We start from the raw sequence: 20,335 nt of genomic DNA, 5'->3' as shown, positions 1-20,335 counted from the left end.
GTAAAGAGGGGTTAGGGGAGATTTTGGGGCAATCACGCCGCTAATAGTTTCAAGTGTGAGCGTATCGGCTCTGGCGCCATAAACTCCGCCTTGAACTCATCAAAGCCCAAGCCCAGCAACCGTTCAGCTTCCACCTGCGGTACACCTTGCGGATATTTGCCGGTAATCCATTGATAGCATTCGCCCGTCCACAACTCGCCCCAGCGTGCTTTGCCGTTTTTGGCAAACTCCACCGCCGACATCGGTTTTTGCTCAACACGGCGTGCGTTGGTGGTCAGTTCGTGTTCTTGTCCTTTGTTCGGTAAGAACCACGTTAGCTTGCTCTCTTCGATGTGTTTGTAAGGGTTGATTTCGCCGTTGAATAACGGTGCGTTGGCTTTCTTGGCTCGCTTCAACTCGTCTTCGGTTTCTACGCCATAAGCCAGTTGCTCCGCCTGTTCCTTATTTGCTTCAAACGCCGTTTTGCGGTGGGCCTTGTATTCTTCGCCAATGATTGCAGCATCTACACGGAAGCCTAGTTCATTCACTTCAATCGGCTCCAGCACTACCCAGTAAGGTTTTAAACTCATCGTGCCATCATCAGCAAAAATCTGCTCAAAGCACTGCACTTGCACACATTCAGGGCGGTACGGATTTTTGCCCACCGTGATTTTCTCGCCAATTTTCACATCAGGTACATCACGCACATCATATCGGCGATTTTCAAAGCTGATTTCCAACTTATCGGTCACTAAACGTTCTGTGAGCGCGGTAATCATCAGCTCTTGGCAAATCTCACGGCTCGGTGGGAAAAGTAATTCATCAGACTTGATGGTTTGCCATACTTGATAGCGTGTTTTATGATGGCGTGAATGTATTTCTGTGCTGTTGAAATAGCGCATCCATTGGTGGGCAAGTTGATTTAACTCATCAAGCCCGCTCACATTCATAAACCGCAAACCGCTTTCAAACTGGCGCTCCACAATATCATTGCCTTTTTCCACTTGCCCTTTGGCTCGGGCGTTATGGGCTTTCGGCACTTCAATTTTTACGTCCAACTGGTTCAGTAAGTGCGTGAACATTTGCGAAGTATTAGCTGTACCACGGTCAAACATCAAAATCTTTGGCACACCAAAAAACGGCTCTGATTTATTGGCTTTCGGTTGAATAGCGTTGATAAAGCATTGGCTGACATTTTCCGCTGTCTCGCCACCATACACATATTCCACATAAATCACGCCACTCGCGTGGTCGGTGATCACATACCGCCACACTCGTTGCGGTTCCACTTTCGCCACATTTGCCAGTTTGTTCTTATAAAACTGTTCCGCTTCCATCACGCACAAACTGTTGCTCTTGCCCGTTTCTTTTAGGTAATACAACACACAAAGCGACGGGTCAATTTGCCATACGTGGTTCGGGTGTTGGCTTCGTAGCTGCACCACCGGTGCGGGGCGCAATAGTTGGTCGGGGTGCAAATTGGCGTTGCGCAAGGCACGCTCTACCGAACTTGTCGAATAAGGGCGAATTTCTCCCGTATTCTCATCGGTAAATTCCGCCTTGATTTTGCCGTTGGTTCTCAAAATCTTCATAATGCGCTCCAAGGTCATCATTGTTTTGCCGTTATTACGGCGGATATGTAACCAAGCCGAGCTAATCGTTTGCAACTCTTTAAATTCAAGTTGATGCTTGCCTTTATCCGACCGCACTTTACGACCGCTTGCCGGTCGAAACGGTTTGATTTGTTTCAGAAAGGTTGCACGGCTTAAGCCCGTTTTGTTGCGCCCTTCTTCAATAATTTTCTCCTTCTCGCCAAAGCCTGCTTTCTCCACACGTTCGGCATATTGGGCGAGAACGCTCGGTAAAATTGCCATTGCATTTCCTTACTCCACAATGTCTGCTTCAACCGCGTTATCTAACATCGCGGCTAACGCAGGATCTATCTCTTCAGATTTATCTGCCCATTCTGAATCAGGTCTTGCCCATTCAGGCACATTCGAGCCACTTGGCACATCATCAAGCTGAAAGTGGAATTTAAGCTCCGACAAAATCAACTGATACTCGGCAAGTACGCCACTCATAAACTGCTTGTGGTCAATGCCTGTGGCTTCCGTGTGAGCGGTTAAGGCTTCAAAGGCTTGGAAAACTTGCCCTCGTAGCACCGCTTCGGCTTTGTAAGAAATCGCAGCGGCTTCTTCGCGTAATACGCCACCGCGTTGTTCAGGAGTTTGGGTTTCAATCGCCTTGGTTTTCTTTGCCAGCTCTAAATCTAAGTGGTTAATCCGCTCATTTTTGGTGGCAAGCACTTTCGCCTGCGCTTCATAATCGTCCGACTTGCGTTTGAGTTGGGCTTGCAAGGCTTCTTTCTCTTTCGCGTGTTGGGCGGTTAAATCTTCGATTTTCTCAATCAACTCTTCCTTATCAGTGGTGTCTGAATAATCCGCGTCCACAATTTCCGCTCGTGCTTCTTCGGGCAGTTGGCGAAGTTTTCGCATTTCGCGGTAGCCTAAGCCGAGGCGTTGGCTGGTTTCTAGGAAGTCTTCGCCGAGAACGGACAAATTTTGCAAATCAAGGTCAATCTTCTGACGACTAAATCCACAAGCTGTGCAGTAATCTTCCCAACTGCTAACCGTTAGCACTTTTCCTGTGCTATCAACATAGCTCAAACCCTTGTATTTCTTAGAGTTCTTAATTTCATTCAATACTTTCAAACTGCTAACCGTTAGCAGTTTTTCCACAAAACTGAAGGCTTTCAACATTCCCATTGCTTCATGAGCTTCCGCCAAATCCTGTGTCATTGCTTGGCTTGCTAATATCATTGCATCTTGTTGTTCGCTTAGTTTTAAATCTGTCATCGCTTACTCCTAAAAACCGCCTGTTGCCACACGGTGGCGCATTTCATTAAATCGTTCATTCACTGCCTGCATATCCTGCTCATAACACACTGCTAAGTTGAGCAGGGCAAAACTGAGCGTCCAGTTGCCGGTGGGCAATTTGCGCAAAAAGCCTTCGCTTTCTAAAATCGCTGTGGCACGAGTGATATTCACCGGCGTTTCATCAATCGCTTCGCACAAATCCTTATTGCTTAAGCCGTCCATCGTTCGCCCTTTCAGGGCTTTCAAAATCCGCAATGCACGCTGCGTGCCATTAATTTTCTCTTTCATTGTAAAAATCCTTTCTCTTTCAACCGTGCCACCGCATTCGGATCACGCATAAACGCTGGCGTGGATAAATCAATTTGGGTAATTGGGTCAATTACTTTGTAACCTTGTTTTCTGAGTAGGTAACTCATTAGTCTGTTTAACAGTTTCATCTTGTTCTCCTATTGTTTTCTAAAATAAAGAGCGGTTAGATTTTTCGCTGTTTTTTCCAAATTGTTAAAGAGCAGGTTGCGTGATTAAGCCGCCGCTTTTAAGCCGAGTTTCACGGCGATTTCGTGGGATTTGCCGTAGCTCGCTTTAATTGTGCCATTCAGCACCCGAGAAACGTGGGTCGGGTCATACCCGTTGTCCTTTGCCCACTGAGCAAAAGTTTCGCCTTTTGCCCGAAACATCGCCTTGACTTCGCTTGGCGTTTTCACATTTTCTTTCATTGGTTTTGCACTCCTTCTTGCTATATAATTGGTTAAATCTTTAACCAATCTTTTAACTATATTATGAGAACTAAAGTTCTCAAAGTCAAGAGGTGTTTGTGAATAATAGTTCTCTTTTTTCTGTTCGCTTAAAAAGTGAACGCACTCGCTTAGGTCTTACACAAGCTGAGATCGCCGGTAAATGCAACGTTTCTCGTGAGATGTGGGGAAAATATGAACGCGGTGTGGCTTTGGCAGGAAGTGAAGTTTTGTTCTCATTATCTGAAATTGGTGTTGATATAGGATTTTTATTTTCTGGGGTACGTTCTGTGCCTTTAACAGAAGCAGAAACCGCCTTACTTGAAGACTACCGCGAAAGTAATGAGCAAGGTAAAGAAGCCATAGAAAAAACCGCAAGTGCTCTGGCGGAAGCGGCAGCACTTACGGCTCGTAAAGTAGCGTAAAGGGTTTTTAATCTAACAATAAGGAAACTATTATGATCAATTTTGTTCCATTCATTGTATTTGCTGTGCTTTGGTATGCCGTTGCAAAACAGTTCAAAAGTAAGGGAAGAGGGGCGTTTATTCGTCATCTAACAGGCTTTGTTGTTGGGGTATTAGGGCTTTTGATTAGCGTTGTGATTATTGCGCCAAAACCTGAAACTGCGACGACCGAGGCTAAAACCGAAGCTACTACACCAGTGGAAATACCAAAAGAAGAGCCTAAAGCTGAAGAAGAACAAAAAGCGGCTCAAACACCTGCCGTAGTGGACGCGCAAAAAGCAGAAGAGCAAGTTGAAAAAGTAACTAAAGAACCTGCTGTCGAAGAAAAAGTGAACCAAACTTTAGACATTAACGCCAATCAACTTGCACAACGTATCAATTCTGCTTTATCTGAAATTGGATCTCCTTACAAAATGCCGAAAAAATTAAAAGTAGAAAAAGGAGCGGTAAATGATACTACCAGTTATCAATTTTCAAAAGAATTTGCTGTTGTAATGACGATTGATAAGAAGACTCAAAAAGTAATGAGTATGATCACTATCCTTACACCGAAATCAGAAGGTGGCGATGAAAATATGGTAATGCTTTTCTCTGATGCCGCAGTGCTTTCAGCTTTTGAAGGTAAAGGACAAATTAAAACGGTCGGCAAACGTATAATGGATGCGCTAATGAAAACAATGACAGCCTACGGTGAAACCAAACAAGATCAGAAAGATGACTTCATCTTCAACGGTAAAAAATATTCTGTAAGTGTAAGTTCTTATACTGGCGTAATGATGACAGCTGGCTTTTCAGACTAAGGACATTAATATGAAAAAATCCCTAAAATACGTCGCTTTCGCCCTACTAGGCGTAGCGGCTGCCGTATTTGCCAAAGAACAATTCCAATGCGAAGGCAAACGCATCTGTAAAGAGATGGATAGCTGCGAAGAAGCCCGTTTCTATCTCACTCAATGCGGTCGCGACAGCCTAGACCGCGACAACGACGGCGTACCTTGTGAAAGTATTTGTGGTGGGAAGAAAAAGAAATAATTGAGGAACTGAGGAATTAAGATGACAACTGAACAACAAAACGATAAATTAAACATTGTTATCCGTAACGAGCAAGATGCTTATGATTTTCTTCGTAAGATTTATGAGAAAGAGTTAGGAGATGATGTTTCAAAACTTCATATTCAATTTGAAGGCTGGCCCAATGTTCAAGTAAAATTAACTGGTAAGAAATATCAATCAACAATTACGCCATCTATAATGAAGGCTTTTTTAAAGCTTCAAGATGGTCTATACAAAGCTTATGCGTTGGCTGTTTACGCAGATAGTAAACATCGTTTAACTGACAAAGAGAAAAAATCATTAGAGCTTGTAATTAAGGTAAGTCAAGGATCATCTGATTTTTTTGATAATCTTGACATCAATGAAACGCTCAATAATCTATTGCAAAATATGAATAGCGAACATCTTTTAGTTGCAATTATTTTTGGCCTTCTATGTTATTTGGGTCGAGATTGTTATCAGTTCTATCTCGACTCTAAAAAAGAAGCTCAAGCTGCGGAACTGATGGCTAACTCAAAAAAAGAAAGTGAAGAGCATTTAGAAAGAATGACCGATAAACTATTAGCTGAGCAAAAAGCTAATAGAGAGTTTATGCAATCACTTATTCAACAAAAGCCTGAACTAGAAGAAATTGCTATTGAAGCTAGAGAAACCCAAAGAGAGTTTTTTAAACAAGTTAGTGATGCGGATAAAATTGAAATTCAAGGGATTACTGTAACCGGTGAGGAAGCAAAAAAATTAGGTACAAAACCAAGAATGCCACCTGCTAGACAATTTAATGAAATTCGTTTAGATGGAATGTATCGGATTATTAACGTAAATACAGAGCTAGAAAGTGGCTTTAAAGTGAAAATCCGTAATGAATCAAGTGGTCAGGAGCTTATTGCTGAAGTACAAGAAGGAACCTTTGAAGAAGAATATAAACAAGCTATTCAAAATGGTACGTTTGAAAAACGTCCTGTTGAATTAACTATCAATGCTAAACAAAAAGTCAAAGATGGTTCAATTAGCGATGCTGTAATTATTAAAGCTGTGTTACATCAAAAGCAAAATAATCATTAAACCAGTTTAAAATCAGTTCCCGCAAGCATTAAGTAAACTCCAGTTATCAAGTAATCCTTTGTAACTGGAGTTTTTTTTATGCACACCTCACCCATCACCAAAATCGTCATTCACTGCTCTGCCACCCAAAACGGCAAGCAACTTCGCATCACCAATCAAACCGCCGCACAGTGCATCAACGAATGGCACAAACAGCGTGGCTTTCAACGCTTGGCTGGCAATTACAAAGCCTTTAACCCTCATCTACAACATATTGGCTATCACTTCGTGATTGACACCGATGGCACAGTCGAAACAGGTCGCAAAGAAGGTGAAACAGGCGCACACGTTAAGGGGCATAATCTAAACAGCCTTGGCATCTGCTTGGTCGGCGGTATTACCAAAGACAAACGCAATCACGGTGAATATACCGAAGCTCAATGGAAATCCCTACACCGTTTACTGCGTGAGCTTGAAGCCAAATATCCCAGTGCTCGCATTTGTGGACATCGTGATTTAAGCCCAGACCTAAACGGTGACGGCACAATCACGCCAAACGAATGGATTAAAGACTGCCCGTGCTTTGATGTGTGGAGTTGGCTAGATTCCGAAGAAGTCGTGAATGTTGAGCATTTATTTAAATAAATCTCCCCTACCCCCTCTTTACAAAAGAGGGGAATAGTAAAACGGAAAAAAATAGCCCTCCTCTTTAGAAAAGAGAGGCTGGGGGGAGATTTGAAGAATACGGAGAACAAAATGAAAAAACTAAGCAATAACGCCAAAATTAGCCGTGCAATCAATAAAGGTCGCACGGTTGCCCAATGGTTCTACTTACGCTGGAGTTACTAATGGCGCTCAAAGAATTGATTACCAATGACAACGGTCGCCTTTCTACCACCGCCTTTATCCAATTTTTTGGGGCGTTATTGATGGCTGGCATTTTGGTATATGCCGTCTGGCTTGACCGCGCTTATGTAGGCGAACTCTTTACTACCTTCGCCCTATTTTGCGGAGGTGGCGTAGCAACCAAAGGCTTTGCCAATGCGTTAAATAATCGGGGGCGAGAAGAATGATGGCTTACTTAATTTTAGGTGGGGTTTCGGTGGTTTTGGTCAGCGGTGCGATTGCCTGTTACAAAATTCGCAAAGCTCAACAGGAAATCGACCGCTTGTTTAAGCAAAACGAGCAACTGCAACAAGAAAAAGCGGTAGCGCAAACCCAAGTCAAACATTTTGAAACGAGAAAAAAGAATGAAGAAAACAACCGCACTTCTGATCGCAATGGGCTTATTGACCGCCTGCAACAACAAGGCGATCTCCGTGATTAACCCCAGCTGTTCGGGCTTTGGCATAATCAAAGCCAGTCGCCAAGATACCACCGAAACGCTCCGTCAAATTGCGGTGCATAACGCGACCTATCGGGAGATTTGCAAGGAGACGAACGATGACCATTAACGTGGAATTTTGGCACTTGGTCGGATTGTTGCTTTCATTCTTAGGTTGCTGTTTTGGCTTTGCCAAGATTTTAGTATCGCAGTTCCAAAACAGTTTGAGCGAACGCCACCAAAACCAGCTCAAAGTAAACGACAAAGTGGAAGAATTGGAAAAGCAATTCAATCAAATGCAGTCGTCCTTGCCGCTCGTTTATGTCCTGCGTGATGACTACATTCGCGGGCAAACGGTGCTAGAAGCCAAAATGGATGCATTGCATAAAACCCTTAGTGATTTATACAAAATGGAGAGTGCAAAATGATGGAAAAAGCCCGTCGCGAAGGTATGCGTTGGCAGTTACTCAACGTATTACACAAAGCAATGCCTTACACCACCAGCGAACAGTTTTTACTTGATGTGATGCGTGGCATTTACCCAAACGTTACCGCCCTCGAAGTCCGTCAGCAGTTGGAATACCTTGCCGACCGCAAATTGGTGGAAATCGACAAACAACCACACGGCGTATGGTTTGCCGACATCAACCGCCTAGGCGTGGACATTGTGGAATACACCATCGACTGCCAAGCAGGGATTGCACGCCCTGAAAAGTATTGGGCGTAAGGGCAGCCTTGAGCGAACAAGAGAGGAAAAAAGAGTATGGCTCCCCGTTCAAGTATCGAAAAATTGCCCGAAGATGTCCGCCGCTGGCTGGAACGCGCCTTAACCGAGAACGGTTTTTCAGGCTATGTGGAACTGGAAAACCTACTGCGTGAAAAAGGCTATCAAATCAGCAAGTCGGCAATTCATCGCTATGGGCAAAAAATTGAACGCCGCTTTAAGGCAATCAAAGATAGTACCGAAGCCGCACGTATTATCGCTGAGGGCGCAGAAGATAAGGAAGATAAACGCAGTGAAGCCTTGATGGGGATGTTGCAGTCGTCTTTATTTGATGCCTTGGTCGATATTGAAGAAGCCAAAGATGATGAGATGACCCCGATGGAGAAATTCCAAGCCTTGAGTTTTGCAGGCAAAAATGTGGCATCACTCATTCAAGCAAGCACCAAGCTCAAAGTCTATCAAGCTGATGTGAAACGGCGTGCGGAACTTGCCGCTGAAGAAACGGAAAAAATCGTAATTCAGGCTGGCTTGTCGGCAGAAACCGCAGACAAAATCAAACAGCAAATTTTAGGTATTGCATAGTGAAAGATCTCATTCCCTTTGACCCAAACGAGCTACTGTTGGGCTACCAAAAGCGTTGGATAGCCGATAAATCCCAGCTCAAAATCGCTGAAAAATCCCGTCGAACAGGTTTGACATGGGCAGAAGCCGCTGATGATGCCTTGATTGCCAGCCTTGCTAAAAAAGATGGGGGCTCTGATGTGTTCTACATTGGGTCAAACAAGGAAATGGCACGCGAATTTATTGACGCGGTGGCAATGTGGGCAAGGGCGTTTAACTATGCAGCAGGCGAAATTCAAGAAGAAGTGTTGCAAGATGAAGATAAGGACATTCTGACTTATGTGATCTATTTTGCATCAGGCTTCAAAGTGAAAGCCCTTTCCAGCAACCCGAAAAACTTGCGTGGTATGCAAGGCGTGGTGGTGATTGATGAAGCAGCCTTCCACGAATACCTTGCTGAAGTATTGAAAGCCGCGCTTGCGCTGACAATGTGGGGAGCAAAAGTGCGGTTGATTTCCACCCATAACGGGGCAGACAACCTTTTCAATGAGCTGATCTTAGACAGTCGGGCAGGCAGAAAACGCTACTCAGTGCATACGATTACCCTTGATGATGCCTGTGCTGAAGGGTTATACCAACGTATTTGCCAAGTCAGCAAGCAAGAATGGACAGCCGAAAAAGAAGCGGAATGGAAAGAAAACCTACTCAATGACACAGCAACCAAAGAAGATGCGGAAGAAGAATACTATTGCGTGCCGAAAAACGGTACAGGCTTATGGCTCTCACGTGCGTTGATTGAACGCCAAATGAGCGAAAGCACGCCCGTAATCCGAATGACGGCAAAAGATGGCTTTAGCCTTGTGCCTGAACCGACACGCTATCAGGAAATGCAGGATTGGTGTGAAACTACGCTTCAGCCGATTTTGCAAACCTTAGATAAAACGCAATTATATTTTTTAGGCGAAGACTTTGCTCGCAGTGGCGATATGACGTCCTTTGTGGTGTTAGCACAACAGCAAAACTTAACCAAAAGCGTTCGATTGATTGTGGAGCTGGGCAATATGCCTTACAAGCAACAAGAACAAATTGTGCTGTTTATTTTCAAGCATTTACCACGCTTCGCCGGTGCAGCTTTTGATGCGCGTGGGAATGGGGGCTATTTAGCTGAAGCTGCTCGTGATTCCTTCGGCTCATTGGTGGATTGCGTGCAGTTATCGGAAAAATGGTATCGCGAACACACCGCCCCATTTAAAGCCGCACTTGAAGATGGTGAACTCGACAGCATTCCCAAAGATGCCGATATTCTTGCCGATTTGCGTTCGTTCCAAGTGGTGAAAGGCGTGCCACGCATTCCCGATAAACGAACCAAAAGTGCAGACGGCAAAAACAAACGCCACGGCGACACCGCAATTTCTTTACTGCTTGCTCATTATGCTAGTCGTCAGTTGGTGCAGTTGCCGGTTAAAGCCCACAGTCGCAAACCAAGAGCCAGCCGAAAATTAACGCAAGGATATTAACCATGATCGCATTTGTAACTTTAACCATTTCTGCCGCGGTGCTGATTTTTTACGACAAACCGTTTTGGTGGGTATTTTTATTGCTTGCCGCCTTTGTGGATTATGAAAAATAAGGAAAGCCAATGACACCAAAAAAACAAGATTTAATCCGCGTCATCGCCAGCCGTGCCAACGCCATTGACTATTGGTCGTTTATGCACTACCTGCCGAACCCTGATCCTGTGCTAAAAAAAATGGGCAAGGATATTTCGGCTTATCGTGAAATTTTATCCGACAGCCACGTCGGGGGCTGTGTTCGCCGTCGCAAAGCGGCAATCAAAGGGCTGGAATGGCGAATTACTCCGACAGGTAATGAAAAAACGGACGAGATTTTAACCGCACTTTTCGACCGCTTGCCGATGTCGCATATTATCAGCCAAATTTTAGATGCCACGCTATTTGGCTATCAAGCCTTAGAAGTAATGTGGGAAAGCGAAAACGGCTTACTGTTGCCAACAGCAATCGTAGGCAAACCGCAAGAGTGGTTCGTCTTCGATGAAGAAAACCAGTTGATGTTACGCACCAAAGACAACCGTAACGGCGATCTTGTGCCTGAAAAGAAATTTCTGCTCGCCACCCAGCAAGCGGATTTTCTCAACCCTTACGGACGGGCGGATTTGGCGATGTGTTTCTGGGCGGCAACGTTTAAGAAAGGAGGCTTTAAATTCTGGTTGGAATTTATGGAAAAATATGGCAGCCCGTGGCTGGTCGGTAAACACCCACGCCAAGCCCAAATTCACGAAATTGATGAACTTTTGGATAGTATGGAAAAAATGTTGGGAACCGCCGTAGCTGCCATTCCTGAAGATAGTTCCATTGATTTAAAAGAAAGTGCAAGCAAAGGGGCAAGCTCACAAGTATTCGATGATTTCTTACGTTATTGCAAATCAGAAATCGCCATTGCGTTACTCGGTCAAAACCAGACCACTGAAGCGGAAGCTAACCGTGCGTCTGCTACCGCAGGCTTAGAAGTCACCAAAGACATTCGCAACGACGACGCCAGCCTTGTGGAAGGCGTGTTCAATCAGTTGCTGGCGTGGATTTGTGAGCTGAATTTCAGCGTGGACACCTTCCCAACCTTCGAGCTATTCGAGCAAGAAAGTATCGACAAACTACAAGCCGAACGCGATAAGCTCTTAACTGAAATGGGAGTAGGCTTTACCGAGCAATATATCCACCGCGCTTATGGTTTTGAAGAGGGCGATATTGTGATGCAAGAAATCTCCCCTAACCCCTCTTTACAAAAGAAAGGGACGGATAAGGTGGATTTTGCCGAGCCAATCCCCAAAAGCGTGATTGAGACCATCGGCGAACAGTTGGAAGTAGAAGGCGAAGCTCACGTTGAGCATTGGTTGCAAAGTATTCGCGACCAACTGGGGCAAGCCGAAAGTCTTGAGGATTTCCGCAATCAGCTGGATAGCCTAATCCCAGAACTCAGCTATGCCGAATATGGCGAACTGCTGGCGTGGGGTTCAACCGCTGCCCAATTTGCAGGGCGACAATCTGTAGAAGATGAGCGTGCAAAGTCCCCCTCTTTAGTAAAGAGGGGCTAGGGGAGATTTACCAATGAAATTCACCTTTGAAAATCAAGTCAAATACTTCGAGAAAAAACTCAACCTACCAACCAACAGCTATTTGGACGTATTGGGCGAAGAACACGACTACTTTTTTATGGTCGCAGGAGCAAACCGCAATGAAGTGCTGCTTGCCTTTCGTGAAGCAGTGGACGAAGCCATCAACAACGGCGAAACGCTGGAGAGTTTTCGCAAGCGGTTTGACGAAATTGTCGCTCGCACAGGTTGGGATTACAACGGCGGCAGAAATTGGCGAACTCGTATTATTTACGACACCAACGTTTACGCTGCCTACAATCGCGGACGGTTGCAGCAGCATTTAGACCTTGCTGATGTGATGCCTTATTGGGAATATCATCACCACGACAACGCTCACCCACGTCAAGAGCATATTGATTTAGACGGCACGATTTTGCCCGCAAGCGATCCATTTTGGCGTTATTACTACCCCATTAAAGCCTACGGCTGCCACTGCACCGTCACCGCTCACGATGAAGATGATTTGAAAGAGATGGGCAAAACCGTCAGCCCATCGCCTGAAATCGAATGGCAGGAAAAACTAGTCGGCACACGTTCGGGCAATCCAAGAATGGTACGCGTGCCGAAAGGCTATGATGTAGGATTTCAACCGCATAATTTTGACCGCTTGACTGCTGGGCGAAATGCGGACGTGGATCAGTTGTTGTTCAATAAGTTCGTCAATGCCGAGCCAAAACTTGCCAGCCTACTGATTGAAAACGTGTTACAAAATCCGCGTGCCGTGATGATGTTAAACGGCGCGATGAAGTCGATGGTAGATACCGTTGCTAGCGAAAAAATGGCACGTGGACAAATGAAAAACGTGGGCGTAATTCCTGCCAAAGTGATTGATAAATTGACCGCACTTGAAAAAGCTCCGCAATCTGCCGTGATTGCCGTGCGTGATGAAGATGTATTGCACGCCTTGCGAGATACCAAACAAGCCAAAGGCATTAACCTGCCGATTGAGTTTTGGGAGCAGTTGCCAGAGATGTTAAGAAATCCGACTGCCATTTTGCTGGAAACCGACCAGAAATTGCCGACCTTGCTTTTTATTTATGAAACTGAGCAAGGCAAAGTGGCAATCAAAATGGATTATGAAGTCAAAATCAAAGACGAATTAAGCAAGAAAAAACTGACACACAAAATCAATTTAGTGAGAACAGCAAGTTTAATTGAACCGACAAAAGAATGGAGAAATTTAAAAAATGCGTATGAGCTTTTATGGGGGAGTTTAGACTAACGGTGGTTTGCCTGATTCGAACAGGATAATACGGGCGGAACCGCAACCTTTCCAGTAGGAAACCCCCACCGTTAAAATGACTATACGCCACTCTTTTTTAAAAGGCAAATGTTATGATCAAAATCACCCTCAACGACATCCAAGCAGCCGCAAAACTCCACAGTATTGCCCAACAACTGCAACACCCACGCAAGCTCTATGGCGTGCTGGGCGAAACCTTGAAGAAAATCCACGCAGAACGCTTTAAGCAGGAAGTTGATCCGCAAGGTAATGGCTGGCAACCACTGTCTGCCAAAACGCTGGCACGCAAACAGAAGAAAGGCAAGTCTACCAAAATCTTACGGCAGGACGGTTATTTGTCGGACAGAACCGCCTACAACTACAACGACAAAAATGTGGAGTTTGGGTCAGACGCTAAATATGCCCGCTTGCACCAATTCGGTGGCAAGGCTGGCAGAGGTAAAAAAGTGACGATTCCGAAACGCCCGTGGCTAGGTGTAAGTCAGCAAGACGAGCAAAAATTACTGCGAAAAGCCACCGCACTTTTGCAACGCCAAATCGACCAAAATCTGTAATATCGTCCAATTTTCAAAAATAAGCCCTAAAACGCCCATTTTGGCGTTTTAAATCCCATTCGATAAATTATCGCCTAAATCACCTTGAGCGTGTTTATAAACACCGATAAACACGCAAAAACGCCCCATTCACTCGCTTTTCACTTTCTCTTTCCCATTTTCATTCCTTAAACCAGTTTAAAAGTAACAAGCGGTCGTTTTTTCTATGATGTTTGCCAACACAAGGAGAACACCCGAATGACCCTTATCGAAATTTTTAAAGCAGGCAAACGACCTGACGCAAATGGCGTAGAAGTGGAAATTACCACCGATGATTTGCAACAAGCCGTCAATGCCTACGACGTAAACTTTCACGAATCCCCCGCGGTAGTTGGACACCCAAAACACAATGCACCTGCCTATGGCTGGGTAAAACGCCTTGAGTTGGACGGTGATGTACTCAAAGCCGAGTTCGACCAAGTGGATCCTGAATTTGCCGAAATGGTGGAAAAAGGACGATTTAAGAAAGTGTCGTCTTCGTTCTATCTTGCCGATAGCCCAAACAATCCTTGCCCGGGCAGTTTGTACTTACGCCACGTCGGTTTCTTAGGGGCAATGCCACCCGCCGTAAAAGGCTTGCGTAACCCTGAATTTGCCGAAAACGAACAAGGCGTAGTGGATTTTTCCGACTGGGCGGAAGCAGGTTTGTGGCGACGTTTGCGTGAATGGCTGATTGGCAAACACGGACAAGATGAAGCCGACAAAGCATTGCCTGATTATTTAGTCAATAGCGTGGTAGAAGAATCTATCCGCAATGATTTGAAACGGTATCAACAAGATGAAGCAGGTTTTCCTGTGCCGAATTTTAATGAACCGAATAACCTAACTTCAGACCCAGCTCAATCAACCGAAGGAGAACTTGAAATGACACCTGAAGAAATTGAACAGCTCAAGGCAGAAAACGAAAAATTGAAAGCCGAAAAAGCTGAAACCGCGCTCAACCAAGCCAAAGCCGAAAATGCCGACTTTGCCGAAGGCTTAGTCAAAGCGGGCAAACTTGCCCCGATTGCTAAACAGCAAGCGGTAGATTTATTGAACTATGCTTCCACCACAATGCAAGGCGGTGTGGTTGAGTTTGGCGAAGGCGAAAACCTACACAGCAAACTCAAAGCCTTTTTGGGTGCTCAGCCACAAGTGGTGAACTTCGGTGAAGTCGCCACCAAAGACAAAGCGGCAACTCCGCAAGACGGCACGGTGGAATATGCTGAGGGTACAAACCCAGCCAGCATTGAAGCCGACCAAAAAATTATGGCGTATGCCAAAGAACACGGCGTGAGCTACACCGCCGCCTTTAACGCAATTTATCAATAGAAGGGAAATTTATGACTGCTCACAATCTCGCAGCACTCCGTGTGCAAGATCCTGTTTTAACCAAATTGGCACAGGGCTATCACAATTTAGAACTCATCGGCGAAGTGTTAATGCCGACCGTCGAAATCGACAAAGAAGCGGGCAAAATTCCGAAATTTGGTCGCCTTGCATTCCGCTTACCAAGTACGGTACGTAACTTACGCGGCACCTCAAACCGTTTAGACCCTGAAGACATCACGGCAATCGACGTGGCGTTGGAAGAGCACGATGTGGAATACGCCATCGACTACCGCGAAGAAAACGAAGCAATTTTCTCGCTCCGTCAATTCGCCTTAAACACCACCCAAGATGTGATTGCACTCGGTCGTGAAAAAGAAGTAGCAACGCTCGCCTTAGACGAAAACAAATACGACAGCGGCAACAAAATCACGTTAAGCGGTACATCAAAAATCACCAGCAAACAAGCAGACATTTTTGCGATGTTCGACACCGGCATTCGTGCCGTGAAGCGTGCGATTGGTCGCAAGCCGAATGTATGCGTGATTGCAGGCGATGTGTGGGCGGCGTTGAAAGAACACCCTGCGGTGATTGAAAAACTCAAATACTCACAGGTGGCGATTGTAACGCCTGAAGTGTTCGCCAAATTGATTGGTATCGACACCGTGAAAATCGGCGAAGCCGTTTACGAAGAAAGCAATCAGCTTAAAGACATCTGGTCGGACGCTATTGTACTTGCTTACGTTGCACCACGTTCAACCGAACGCAAAGGTACGGTGTATGAACCGTCTTACGGCTACACCGTCCGCCGTCAAGGTGGCTTATTTGTGGACACCTACAAAGAAAACGGTGGCAAGCTTGAAGTCATTCGCACCACCGATATTCACAAACCGCACTTACTCGGTGCATCGGCTGGTTATTTGATTAAAGGTTGCCTATAACCCCAAAAAATCCCCCCTCTTGAGTAAAGAGGGGTTAGGGAAGATTTGTAACACCGTTTCACTAGGAGAAACCAATGAACAAAAAACTTTACGTTGTTATCGGCACCATGGCCATTCTGCATAACGGCAATCGTTATGAACAAGGTGCAAAAATTGAATTAACCGATGAAGAATACGCCCAAATCTCGCTTTATGTGAAGCTAGATGAAGCTGAAGACGAAAAACGCAAACAGGCGGAAGCTGAGGCGGAAAAAGCTCGTCTTGCGGCAGCAGAAAAAGCCCGCAAAGAAGCGGAAAAGGCAAACAAAAACAACAAAGGCGAAGGTAAAGAATAATGTACATTCAGGCACAAGATTTAACGGAAGTGGTGAGCGAAGTGGTGCTTGTGCAACTCTCTAATGACAACACAAGAGCAACGGAAGTCGATTATGCCGTATTAAACAAGGCGTGCGAATACGCTACCGAAACGGTGGACGGCTATTTACGTTCACGTTATTTGCTACCGTTAAATGATGTGCCAACGCTTGTACGTAACATTTGCCTACAACTGGCTCGCTATTGGTTGTATTCACGCCGTCCTGAAGGCAAAGGCTTTCCCGACAATGTGAAAGAAACCCACAGCCAAGCCTTAAAAGATTTGGAGCGCATTGCCAGTGGCAAACTGCATTTGGGCTTAACGGAAATCGGCGCGGAAGGCGATGACAGTTTGCCGTCTGCGTTGAAATTTAAAGCTCACGCACCACAGAAATTGGATTTGTCGGGCTATTAAGGGAGCATCTATGAGTGCCACTTTACCGATTTTGCAAAGCATCAGAGATCATATCGAACAGAAGACCACGAGTTTCAGCATCGAACTGTTCCCCGATGACTTAGACCGCTACAACCTCACCGATCAATATGGTGCGGTGTTGGTGCAGTATGCAGGGTCAAAATTTGAAAGCCTTGATAGCACCGACATTATCCAACAACGCCGCAAAGTATTAGTGGCTTTGACCGTAATTGCTCGCAGTCAGCACGATGACTCAGGGGCGTTGGAAATGCTCGACCAACTCAGGCTGGCGATTGTGGGATTTCGCCCGACAAATTGCACCGCTTGTAGCTTAGTGAGTGAAGAATTTGCAGGTGAAGACGATGGGCTTTGGCAATATCAACTGATTATTCAAACCGAAACGTGGCAGGTGGAAGTACACCAGCCGCAAAATTTACCAAAATTTACCGCGGCACGTTATCGCCGCAAAGAACCATAAGGAGAACATTATGGCGTTTCATCACGGAACGAAAACAACACGCGTGGCAGGTGGCTCTGTTGCGGTGGAAACGGTGGACGGTGCAATTATTGGCATCGTAGGGACTGCACCTATCGGCACAGTCAATGAATTGACCGTGTGCCAAACCACCAAAGATTTTGCTCAATTTGGTGTGATTTTAAACCAAGGCTTTACCCTGCCTGATGCCTTTGATGTATTAGCACGCTATGCTGCAGGTAAGGTGTATGTGGTCAATGTGTTAGATCCGAAAAAACACAAAACTGACATTACAGACGAAGTCTTAACGCAAGACAGCTCCACCTTAATGGCAAAAACAGCGAAAGCAGGCTTATTGAACATTAGCATTCAATCATCTAGCCAAACCTTGCAAGAAGGCACTGATTACAGCGTAAACTTGCAAACAGGCGAAATTACCTTTACTACACGCCACGAAGGGTTAAAAGCGACTTACGCTTATGCTGATCCTGAAAAAGTGACCGAAGCGGACATCAAAGGCGGTATTGACGCTGCTACCGGCAAACGCAAAGGCTTGGAATTGGTGCGTGACGGTTTCAATTTATACGGTGCGGATGCCAAAATTTTAATCTGCCCAGAGTTTGACAAAACGGCAAGCTGTGCAGCGGCTCTTTCAACATTAGCCGAACAGTTAAAAGCAGTGGCTTATGTGCAATTGCCGAAAGGCACATCGCTTTCTAAAGCGATTCAAGGGCGTGGTCCACTTGGCACGTTAAACGCTTCAGCAAGCTCTGAACGTGTTCGCCATTTCTATCCCTATGCGTTGGGTTCAAGCAACACATTAGAAAGTTTAGCGGTGCACGCGGCAGGCTTGCGGATGAAAACCGATACCGACAACGGCTACTGGTTCTCCACTTCAAACCGTCAGTTGCAAGGTGTAATCGGTATGGAAGTGCCTTTAACCGCGCGCGTGGACGATGAACAATCCGAAACCAACTTACTCAATGCAGTGGGCATTACCACGATTTTTAATAGCTTTGGCACAGGTTTCCGCTTATGGGGTAACCGTTCGTCAAACTATCCAACCGTGACGCACATTATCAATTTTGAAACGGCGTTACGCACAGGTGATTTGATTGATGAATCTATCCGCCGCACTGAGTTGCAATTTATCGACCGCCCGATTGATGATGCGTTGATTGACAGCCTATTGGAAACCGTGGACACCTATTTGCGTGCATTGCCGTCTATCGTGGGTTATAGCGTCAGTCTTGACCATGATTACGACTTGGTGGATGAATTTAGCAAAGGTCACGTGCCGTTGATGTATGAATACACGCCGAAATTGCCAGCCGAGCTTATCAGCAATAAATCGGTAATGACCCGTAAATACTTAGTGAACTTGGTGTCACAACGCTAGAAGGAGAAAATTATGAGTACCGCAATTCATCAGATTGTGAACGCCAATGTGTATATGAACGGCAATTCGCTTTTGGGCAAAGCCAAAGAGTTTAAATTGCCTGACATCGAGTTCGAATTTATCGAACACAAAGGCTTAGGGCTACACGGCACAATTAAACTGCCTGCAGGGTTAAATGCAATGGAAGGCGAAGTGATTTGGGATAGTTTCTATCCTGAAGTGCGAGTAAACGCCTATAATCCTTATAAAAACGTGCAACTGATGGCACGTTCTAATGTGCAGGTATTTGATTCTCGAGGCTTGGCTGCGGAAGAATCACTTGTCACCACAATGAACGTGGCATTTAACAAAACTACAGGCGGTAGCTTGAAGAACAAAGAAGCGACGGAACATTCCGACAGCTTCCAAATTTATTCCATCAAGCAAACCCTTGCAGGTAAAGAAGTCCTTTTTGTGGACGTGCTTGCGAACATTTACCGCGTAAACGGTCAAGATGTATTGCAAAAATACCGCACGAATATTGGGCAGTAAGAAAATCTTTTTCACATAGTGAAATAAAGTTACAAAAATGCTTGATTTCTTTTTGGGGGCGAGCTATTCTGTTCTCGCTCTCAAAAAGCATTTTACAGTACGCCAGCACAGCGTAATTCGTGCTATTTTTTTATCTGAACGCCAGCAAGCCTGTGAGCTTCCGAGCGTCTTTTAAAATTTTTTATCAATGTTCGACGGTGCGAGGAATACAACACCGTAAGGAAATAACTCCGCTGTTTACTGTACAGTTTTGAGCCGTCGAACGCCCTACTCAAAATAGGGTCTCAATTCAGAGGAATTACAGTATGCCAATTACTACCTTTCAAGGCATTATTGCCAACCAGTCTACCCTTCTTGTTAATGCCCGTGAACTTCACGAACGTTTACAAATTTCTACAGCATTTACTAAATGGATCCAACGTCGCATCGAAGACTACAATTTCGCTGAGAACCTTGATTTTATCGAGACGGTCAAATTTGACCGTGTCGAGAGAGGCTTTCTTGGAAGTCGCGAAATTGAGATCAAGGACTACCACATCACACTCGATATGGCAAAAGAGCTCTGTATGCTCGAACGCTCCGAACTGGGCAGACAGGCTCGCCGTTATTTCATCAATATGGAAAAGCAATCCAAACAGCTGGCGTTGCAGTTGCAAGAGCAGGTTAAACGCACCTATTTAGCAGAAAACCCGGAAGCCAAACAGCTTATTCGCTATCGCAATGCAGGGCTTACCGTTGCAGAAGTTGCCAAGTTGATGAATCTAAGCGAAAGCCAAGTGACCACACGCTTTGCCAAAATGTTCAAACTCGGTTTTTTTGAACGCAAAAATGGCAATCAACACACCACACGTCAGCTTGTATTGTTTGCATAAGGGGGCAATATGACACATCAAGAAACACTCCAAGTTCAAGTGGATTTGCTTTGCGAAAGTATTCACAGCTTATTGGTTGTACCTAACTTGTTACGTTGGCAAGAAGCAGGCTATGAACGACAAGTGCAATTTGCTAAAACGGAAGTCATGCACGATTTACGCAATCTTGCCGATATTTTAGAGGCGAAAGTGTTAAGATTGATTGATAAAGCCAAGCTAGTTGAGCAAACATTGTTTGATATTGAAATGGAAAATAATCCTTAAATCAGTTTAAAAGTA

Annotated in this window: 28 protein-coding genes; 23 read left to right on the top strand and 5 right to left on the bottom strand. The window is 45.1% G+C overall.

The window, feature by feature from the left end; translation table 11 throughout:
- Positions 1–32 precede the first annotated feature (32 nt).
- The 5 genes from AC6H0A_RS07015 to AC6H0A_RS06995 form a co-directional block, all read right to left on the bottom strand.
- Positions 33–1,853 (bottom strand): TnsB C-terminal domain-containing protein, encoded by a 1,821-nt coding sequence (locus AC6H0A_RS07015; RefSeq protein ID WP_179230942.1) that lies wholly within the window; start codon positions 1,851–1,853, stop codon positions 33–35.
- A gap of 9 nt (positions 1,854–1,862) precedes the next feature.
- Positions 1,863–2,834: a hypothetical protein gene (locus AC6H0A_RS07010; protein ID WP_179230941.1), complete on the bottom strand. Its 972-nt coding sequence runs from the start codon at positions 2,832–2,834 to the stop codon at positions 1,863–1,865.
- Between the two features lie 9 nt (positions 2,835–2,843).
- Complete coding sequence (locus tag AC6H0A_RS07005; protein ID WP_005661855.1) at positions 2,844–3,143, bottom strand: helix-turn-helix domain-containing protein; 300 nt, start codon at positions 3,141–3,143, stop codon at positions 2,844–2,846.
- Positions 3,140–3,292 (bottom strand): hypothetical protein, encoded by a 153-nt coding sequence (locus AC6H0A_RS07000; protein WP_005708272.1) that lies wholly within the window; start codon positions 3,290–3,292, stop codon positions 3,140–3,142. Before AC6H0A_RS07000 ends, AC6H0A_RS07005 begins: the two co-directional genes overlap by 4 nt.
- An 84-nt stretch (positions 3,293–3,376) precedes the next feature.
- Positions 3,377–3,571 (bottom strand): DNA-binding protein, encoded by a 195-nt coding sequence (locus AC6H0A_RS06995; protein WP_179230940.1) that lies wholly within the window; start codon positions 3,569–3,571, stop codon positions 3,377–3,379.
- A 98-nt stretch (positions 3,572–3,669) separates the two neighbouring features.
- Between AC6H0A_RS06995 and AC6H0A_RS06990 the strand changes: the two genes are divergently transcribed.
- The 23 genes from AC6H0A_RS06990 to AC6H0A_RS06880 all read left to right on the top strand — a co-directional run bounded on the left by AC6H0A_RS06990 (position 3,670) and on the right by AC6H0A_RS06880 (position 20,320).
- Positions 3,670–4,014, top strand: coding sequence for a helix-turn-helix domain-containing protein (locus tag AC6H0A_RS06990; RefSeq protein WP_179230939.1), 345 nt, complete (start codon positions 3,670–3,672; stop codon positions 4,012–4,014).
- 32 nt (positions 4,015–4,046) lie between these two features.
- Positions 4,047–4,853: a hypothetical protein gene (locus AC6H0A_RS06985; protein ID WP_179230938.1), complete on the top strand. Its 807-nt coding sequence runs from the start codon at positions 4,047–4,049 to the stop codon at positions 4,851–4,853.
- 10 nt (positions 4,854–4,863) lie between these two features.
- A complete protein-coding gene (locus AC6H0A_RS06980; RefSeq protein WP_497512607.1) occupies positions 4,864–5,085 on the top strand; it encodes an excalibur calcium-binding domain-containing protein in 222 nt (73 codons plus the stop codon).
- A gap of 21 nt (positions 5,086–5,106) precedes the next feature.
- Positions 5,107–6,168, top strand: coding sequence for a hypothetical protein (locus tag AC6H0A_RS06975; RefSeq protein WP_497512606.1), 1,062 nt, complete (start codon positions 5,107–5,109; stop codon positions 6,166–6,168).
- A 78-nt stretch (positions 6,169–6,246) separates the two neighbouring features.
- A complete protein-coding gene (locus AC6H0A_RS06970) occupies positions 6,247–6,792 on the top strand; it encodes an N-acetylmuramoyl-L-alanine amidase (RefSeq protein ID WP_497512605.1) in 546 nt (181 codons plus the stop codon).
- A gap of 203 nt (positions 6,793–6,995) precedes the next feature.
- Complete coding sequence (locus AC6H0A_RS06965; protein WP_005708259.1) at positions 6,996–7,220, top strand: DUF2644 domain-containing protein; 225 nt, start codon at positions 6,996–6,998, stop codon at positions 7,218–7,220.
- Entirely contained in the window at positions 7,217–7,474 is a 258-nt protein-coding gene (locus AC6H0A_RS06960; RefSeq protein WP_497512604.1) for a DUF2681 domain-containing protein, read from the top strand. Before AC6H0A_RS06965 ends, AC6H0A_RS06960 begins: the two co-directional genes overlap by 4 nt.
- 116 nt (positions 7,475–7,590) lie before the next feature.
- The gene (locus AC6H0A_RS06955; RefSeq protein WP_005661694.1) at positions 7,591–7,899 is read left to right on the top strand and encodes a hypothetical protein; all 309 of its coding nucleotides are present in this window, start codon (positions 7,591–7,593) and stop codon (positions 7,897–7,899) included.
- Positions 7,896–8,198, top strand: coding sequence for a hypothetical protein (locus AC6H0A_RS06950; protein WP_314740903.1), 303 nt, complete (start codon positions 7,896–7,898; stop codon positions 8,196–8,198). The genes AC6H0A_RS06955 and AC6H0A_RS06950 overlap by 4 nt, the downstream gene beginning before the upstream one ends.
- Positions 8,199–8,234: 36 nt before the next feature.
- Positions 8,235–8,777, top strand: a complete 543-nt coding sequence (locus AC6H0A_RS06945) for a DUF3486 family protein (RefSeq protein ID WP_497512603.1) — start codon at positions 8,235–8,237, stop codon at positions 8,775–8,777.
- Entirely contained in the window at positions 8,777–10,273 is a 1,497-nt protein-coding gene (locus tag AC6H0A_RS06940; RefSeq protein ID WP_497512602.1) for a terminase large subunit domain-containing protein, read from the top strand. The genes AC6H0A_RS06945 and AC6H0A_RS06940 overlap by 1 nt, the downstream gene beginning before the upstream one ends.
- A 122-nt stretch (positions 10,274–10,395) precedes the next feature.
- On the top strand, positions 10,396–11,865 hold the full coding sequence (locus AC6H0A_RS06935; RefSeq protein WP_289902016.1) for a DUF935 domain-containing protein: 1,470 nt from the start codon (positions 10,396–10,398) through the stop codon (positions 11,863–11,865).
- Between the two features lie 13 nt (positions 11,866–11,878).
- Positions 11,879–13,147, top strand: coding sequence for a phage head morphogenesis protein (locus AC6H0A_RS06930; protein WP_289902015.1), 1,269 nt, complete (start codon positions 11,879–11,881; stop codon positions 13,145–13,147).
- Between the two features lie 113 nt (positions 13,148–13,260).
- The gene (locus AC6H0A_RS06925) at positions 13,261–13,722 is read left to right on the top strand and encodes a phage virion morphogenesis protein (protein ID WP_289902014.1); all 462 of its coding nucleotides are present in this window, start codon (positions 13,261–13,263) and stop codon (positions 13,720–13,722) included.
- Positions 13,723–13,959: 237 nt separating this feature from the next.
- Entirely contained in the window at positions 13,960–15,072 is a 1,113-nt protein-coding gene (locus AC6H0A_RS06920) for a peptidase (RefSeq protein WP_289902013.1), read from the top strand.
- Positions 15,073–15,083: 11 nt separating this feature from the next.
- On the top strand, positions 15,084–16,010 hold the full coding sequence (locus AC6H0A_RS06915; protein ID WP_458485272.1) for a major capsid protein: 927 nt from the start codon (positions 15,084–15,086) through the stop codon (positions 16,008–16,010).
- A 74-nt stretch (positions 16,011–16,084) separates the two neighbouring features.
- Positions 16,085–16,345 (top strand): DUF7210 family protein, encoded by a 261-nt coding sequence (locus tag AC6H0A_RS06910; RefSeq protein WP_005661667.1) that lies wholly within the window; start codon positions 16,085–16,087, stop codon positions 16,343–16,345.
- Positions 16,345–16,779 carry a gp436 family protein gene (locus AC6H0A_RS06905; RefSeq protein WP_046067739.1) on the top strand — a complete coding sequence of 145 codons (435 nt, stop codon included), beginning with the start codon at positions 16,345–16,347 and terminating at the stop codon, positions 16,777–16,779. The genes AC6H0A_RS06910 and AC6H0A_RS06905 overlap by 1 nt, the downstream gene beginning before the upstream one ends.
- 10 nt (positions 16,780–16,789) lie before the next feature.
- The gene (locus AC6H0A_RS06900) at positions 16,790–17,257 is read left to right on the top strand and encodes a Gp37 family protein (protein ID WP_005661666.1); all 468 of its coding nucleotides are present in this window, start codon (positions 16,790–16,792) and stop codon (positions 17,255–17,257) included.
- Between the two features lie 10 nt (positions 17,258–17,267).
- Positions 17,268–18,653, top strand: a complete 1,386-nt coding sequence (locus tag AC6H0A_RS06895) for a phage tail sheath family protein (protein WP_497512601.1) — start codon at positions 17,268–17,270, stop codon at positions 18,651–18,653.
- Positions 18,654–18,665: 12 nt separating this feature from the next.
- A complete protein-coding gene (locus AC6H0A_RS06890) occupies positions 18,666–19,184 on the top strand; it encodes a phage major tail tube protein (RefSeq protein ID WP_289902010.1) in 519 nt (172 codons plus the stop codon).
- A 305-nt stretch (positions 19,185–19,489) separates the two neighbouring features.
- Positions 19,490–20,056, top strand: a complete 567-nt coding sequence (locus AC6H0A_RS06885) for an antA/AntB antirepressor family protein (RefSeq protein ID WP_289902009.1) — start codon at positions 19,490–19,492, stop codon at positions 20,054–20,056.
- Positions 20,057–20,065: 9 nt separating this feature from the next.
- On the top strand, positions 20,066–20,320 hold the full coding sequence (locus AC6H0A_RS06880) for a hypothetical protein (RefSeq protein WP_289902008.1): 255 nt from the start codon (positions 20,066–20,068) through the stop codon (positions 20,318–20,320).
- Positions 20,321–20,335: the final 15 nt, after the last annotated feature.

Source organism: Haemophilus sp. THUN1692, from assembly GCF_059704395.1.
This window is presented reverse-complemented; position numbering and strand designations above follow the sequence as displayed.

Coding starts and splice junctions, on each gene's coding strand:
- AC6H0A_RS07015 (WP_179230942.1), bottom strand. CDS start 1,853: ATGGCAATTTTACCGAGCGTTCTCGCCCAATATGCCGAACGTGTGGAG.
- AC6H0A_RS07010 (WP_179230941.1), bottom strand. CDS start 2,834: ATGACAGATTTAAAACTAAGCGAACAACAAGATGCAATGATATTAGCA.
- AC6H0A_RS07005 (WP_005661855.1), bottom strand. CDS start 3,143: ATGAAAGAGAAAATTAATGGCACGCAGCGTGCATTGCGGATTTTGAAA.
- AC6H0A_RS07000 (WP_005708272.1), bottom strand. CDS start 3,292: ATGAAACTGTTAAACAGACTAATGAGTTACCTACTCAGAAAACAAGGT.
- AC6H0A_RS06995 (WP_179230940.1), bottom strand. CDS start 3,571: ATGAAAGAAAATGTGAAAACGCCAAGCGAAGTCAAGGCGATGTTTCGG.
- AC6H0A_RS06985 (WP_179230938.1), top strand. CDS start 4,047: ATGATCAATTTTGTTCCATTCATTGTATTTGCTGTGCTTTGGTATGCC.
- AC6H0A_RS06980 (WP_497512607.1), top strand. CDS start 4,864: ATGAAAAAATCCCTAAAATACGTCGCTTTCGCCCTACTAGGCGTAGCG.
- AC6H0A_RS06975 (WP_497512606.1), top strand. CDS start 5,107: ATGACAACTGAACAACAAAACGATAAATTAAACATTGTTATCCGTAAC.
- AC6H0A_RS06970 (WP_497512605.1), top strand. CDS start 6,247: ATGCACACCTCACCCATCACCAAAATCGTCATTCACTGCTCTGCCACC.
- AC6H0A_RS06965 (WP_005708259.1), top strand. CDS start 6,996: ATGGCGCTCAAAGAATTGATTACCAATGACAACGGTCGCCTTTCTACC.
- AC6H0A_RS06960 (WP_497512604.1), top strand. CDS start 7,217: ATGATGGCTTACTTAATTTTAGGTGGGGTTTCGGTGGTTTTGGTCAGC.
- AC6H0A_RS06955 (WP_005661694.1), top strand. CDS start 7,591: ATGACCATTAACGTGGAATTTTGGCACTTGGTCGGATTGTTGCTTTCA.
- AC6H0A_RS06950 (WP_314740903.1), top strand. CDS start 7,896: ATGATGGAAAAAGCCCGTCGCGAAGGTATGCGTTGGCAGTTACTCAAC.
- AC6H0A_RS06945 (WP_497512603.1), top strand. CDS start 8,235: ATGGCTCCCCGTTCAAGTATCGAAAAATTGCCCGAAGATGTCCGCCGC.
- AC6H0A_RS06935 (WP_289902016.1), top strand. CDS start 10,396: ATGACACCAAAAAAACAAGATTTAATCCGCGTCATCGCCAGCCGTGCC.
- AC6H0A_RS06930 (WP_289902015.1), top strand. CDS start 11,879: ATGAAATTCACCTTTGAAAATCAAGTCAAATACTTCGAGAAAAAACTC.
- AC6H0A_RS06925 (WP_289902014.1), top strand. CDS start 13,261: ATGATCAAAATCACCCTCAACGACATCCAAGCAGCCGCAAAACTCCAC.
- AC6H0A_RS06920 (WP_289902013.1), top strand. CDS start 13,960: ATGACCCTTATCGAAATTTTTAAAGCAGGCAAACGACCTGACGCAAAT.
- AC6H0A_RS06915 (WP_458485272.1), top strand. CDS start 15,084: ATGACTGCTCACAATCTCGCAGCACTCCGTGTGCAAGATCCTGTTTTA.
- AC6H0A_RS06910 (WP_005661667.1), top strand. CDS start 16,085: ATGAACAAAAAACTTTACGTTGTTATCGGCACCATGGCCATTCTGCAT.
- AC6H0A_RS06905 (WP_046067739.1), top strand. CDS start 16,345: ATGTACATTCAGGCACAAGATTTAACGGAAGTGGTGAGCGAAGTGGTG.
- AC6H0A_RS06900 (WP_005661666.1), top strand. CDS start 16,790: ATGAGTGCCACTTTACCGATTTTGCAAAGCATCAGAGATCATATCGAA.
- AC6H0A_RS06895 (WP_497512601.1), top strand. CDS start 17,268: ATGGCGTTTCATCACGGAACGAAAACAACACGCGTGGCAGGTGGCTCT.
- AC6H0A_RS06890 (WP_289902010.1), top strand. CDS start 18,666: ATGAGTACCGCAATTCATCAGATTGTGAACGCCAATGTGTATATGAAC.
- AC6H0A_RS06885 (WP_289902009.1), top strand. CDS start 19,490: ATGCCAATTACTACCTTTCAAGGCATTATTGCCAACCAGTCTACCCTT.
- AC6H0A_RS06880 (WP_289902008.1), top strand. CDS start 20,066: ATGACACATCAAGAAACACTCCAAGTTCAAGTGGATTTGCTTTGCGAA.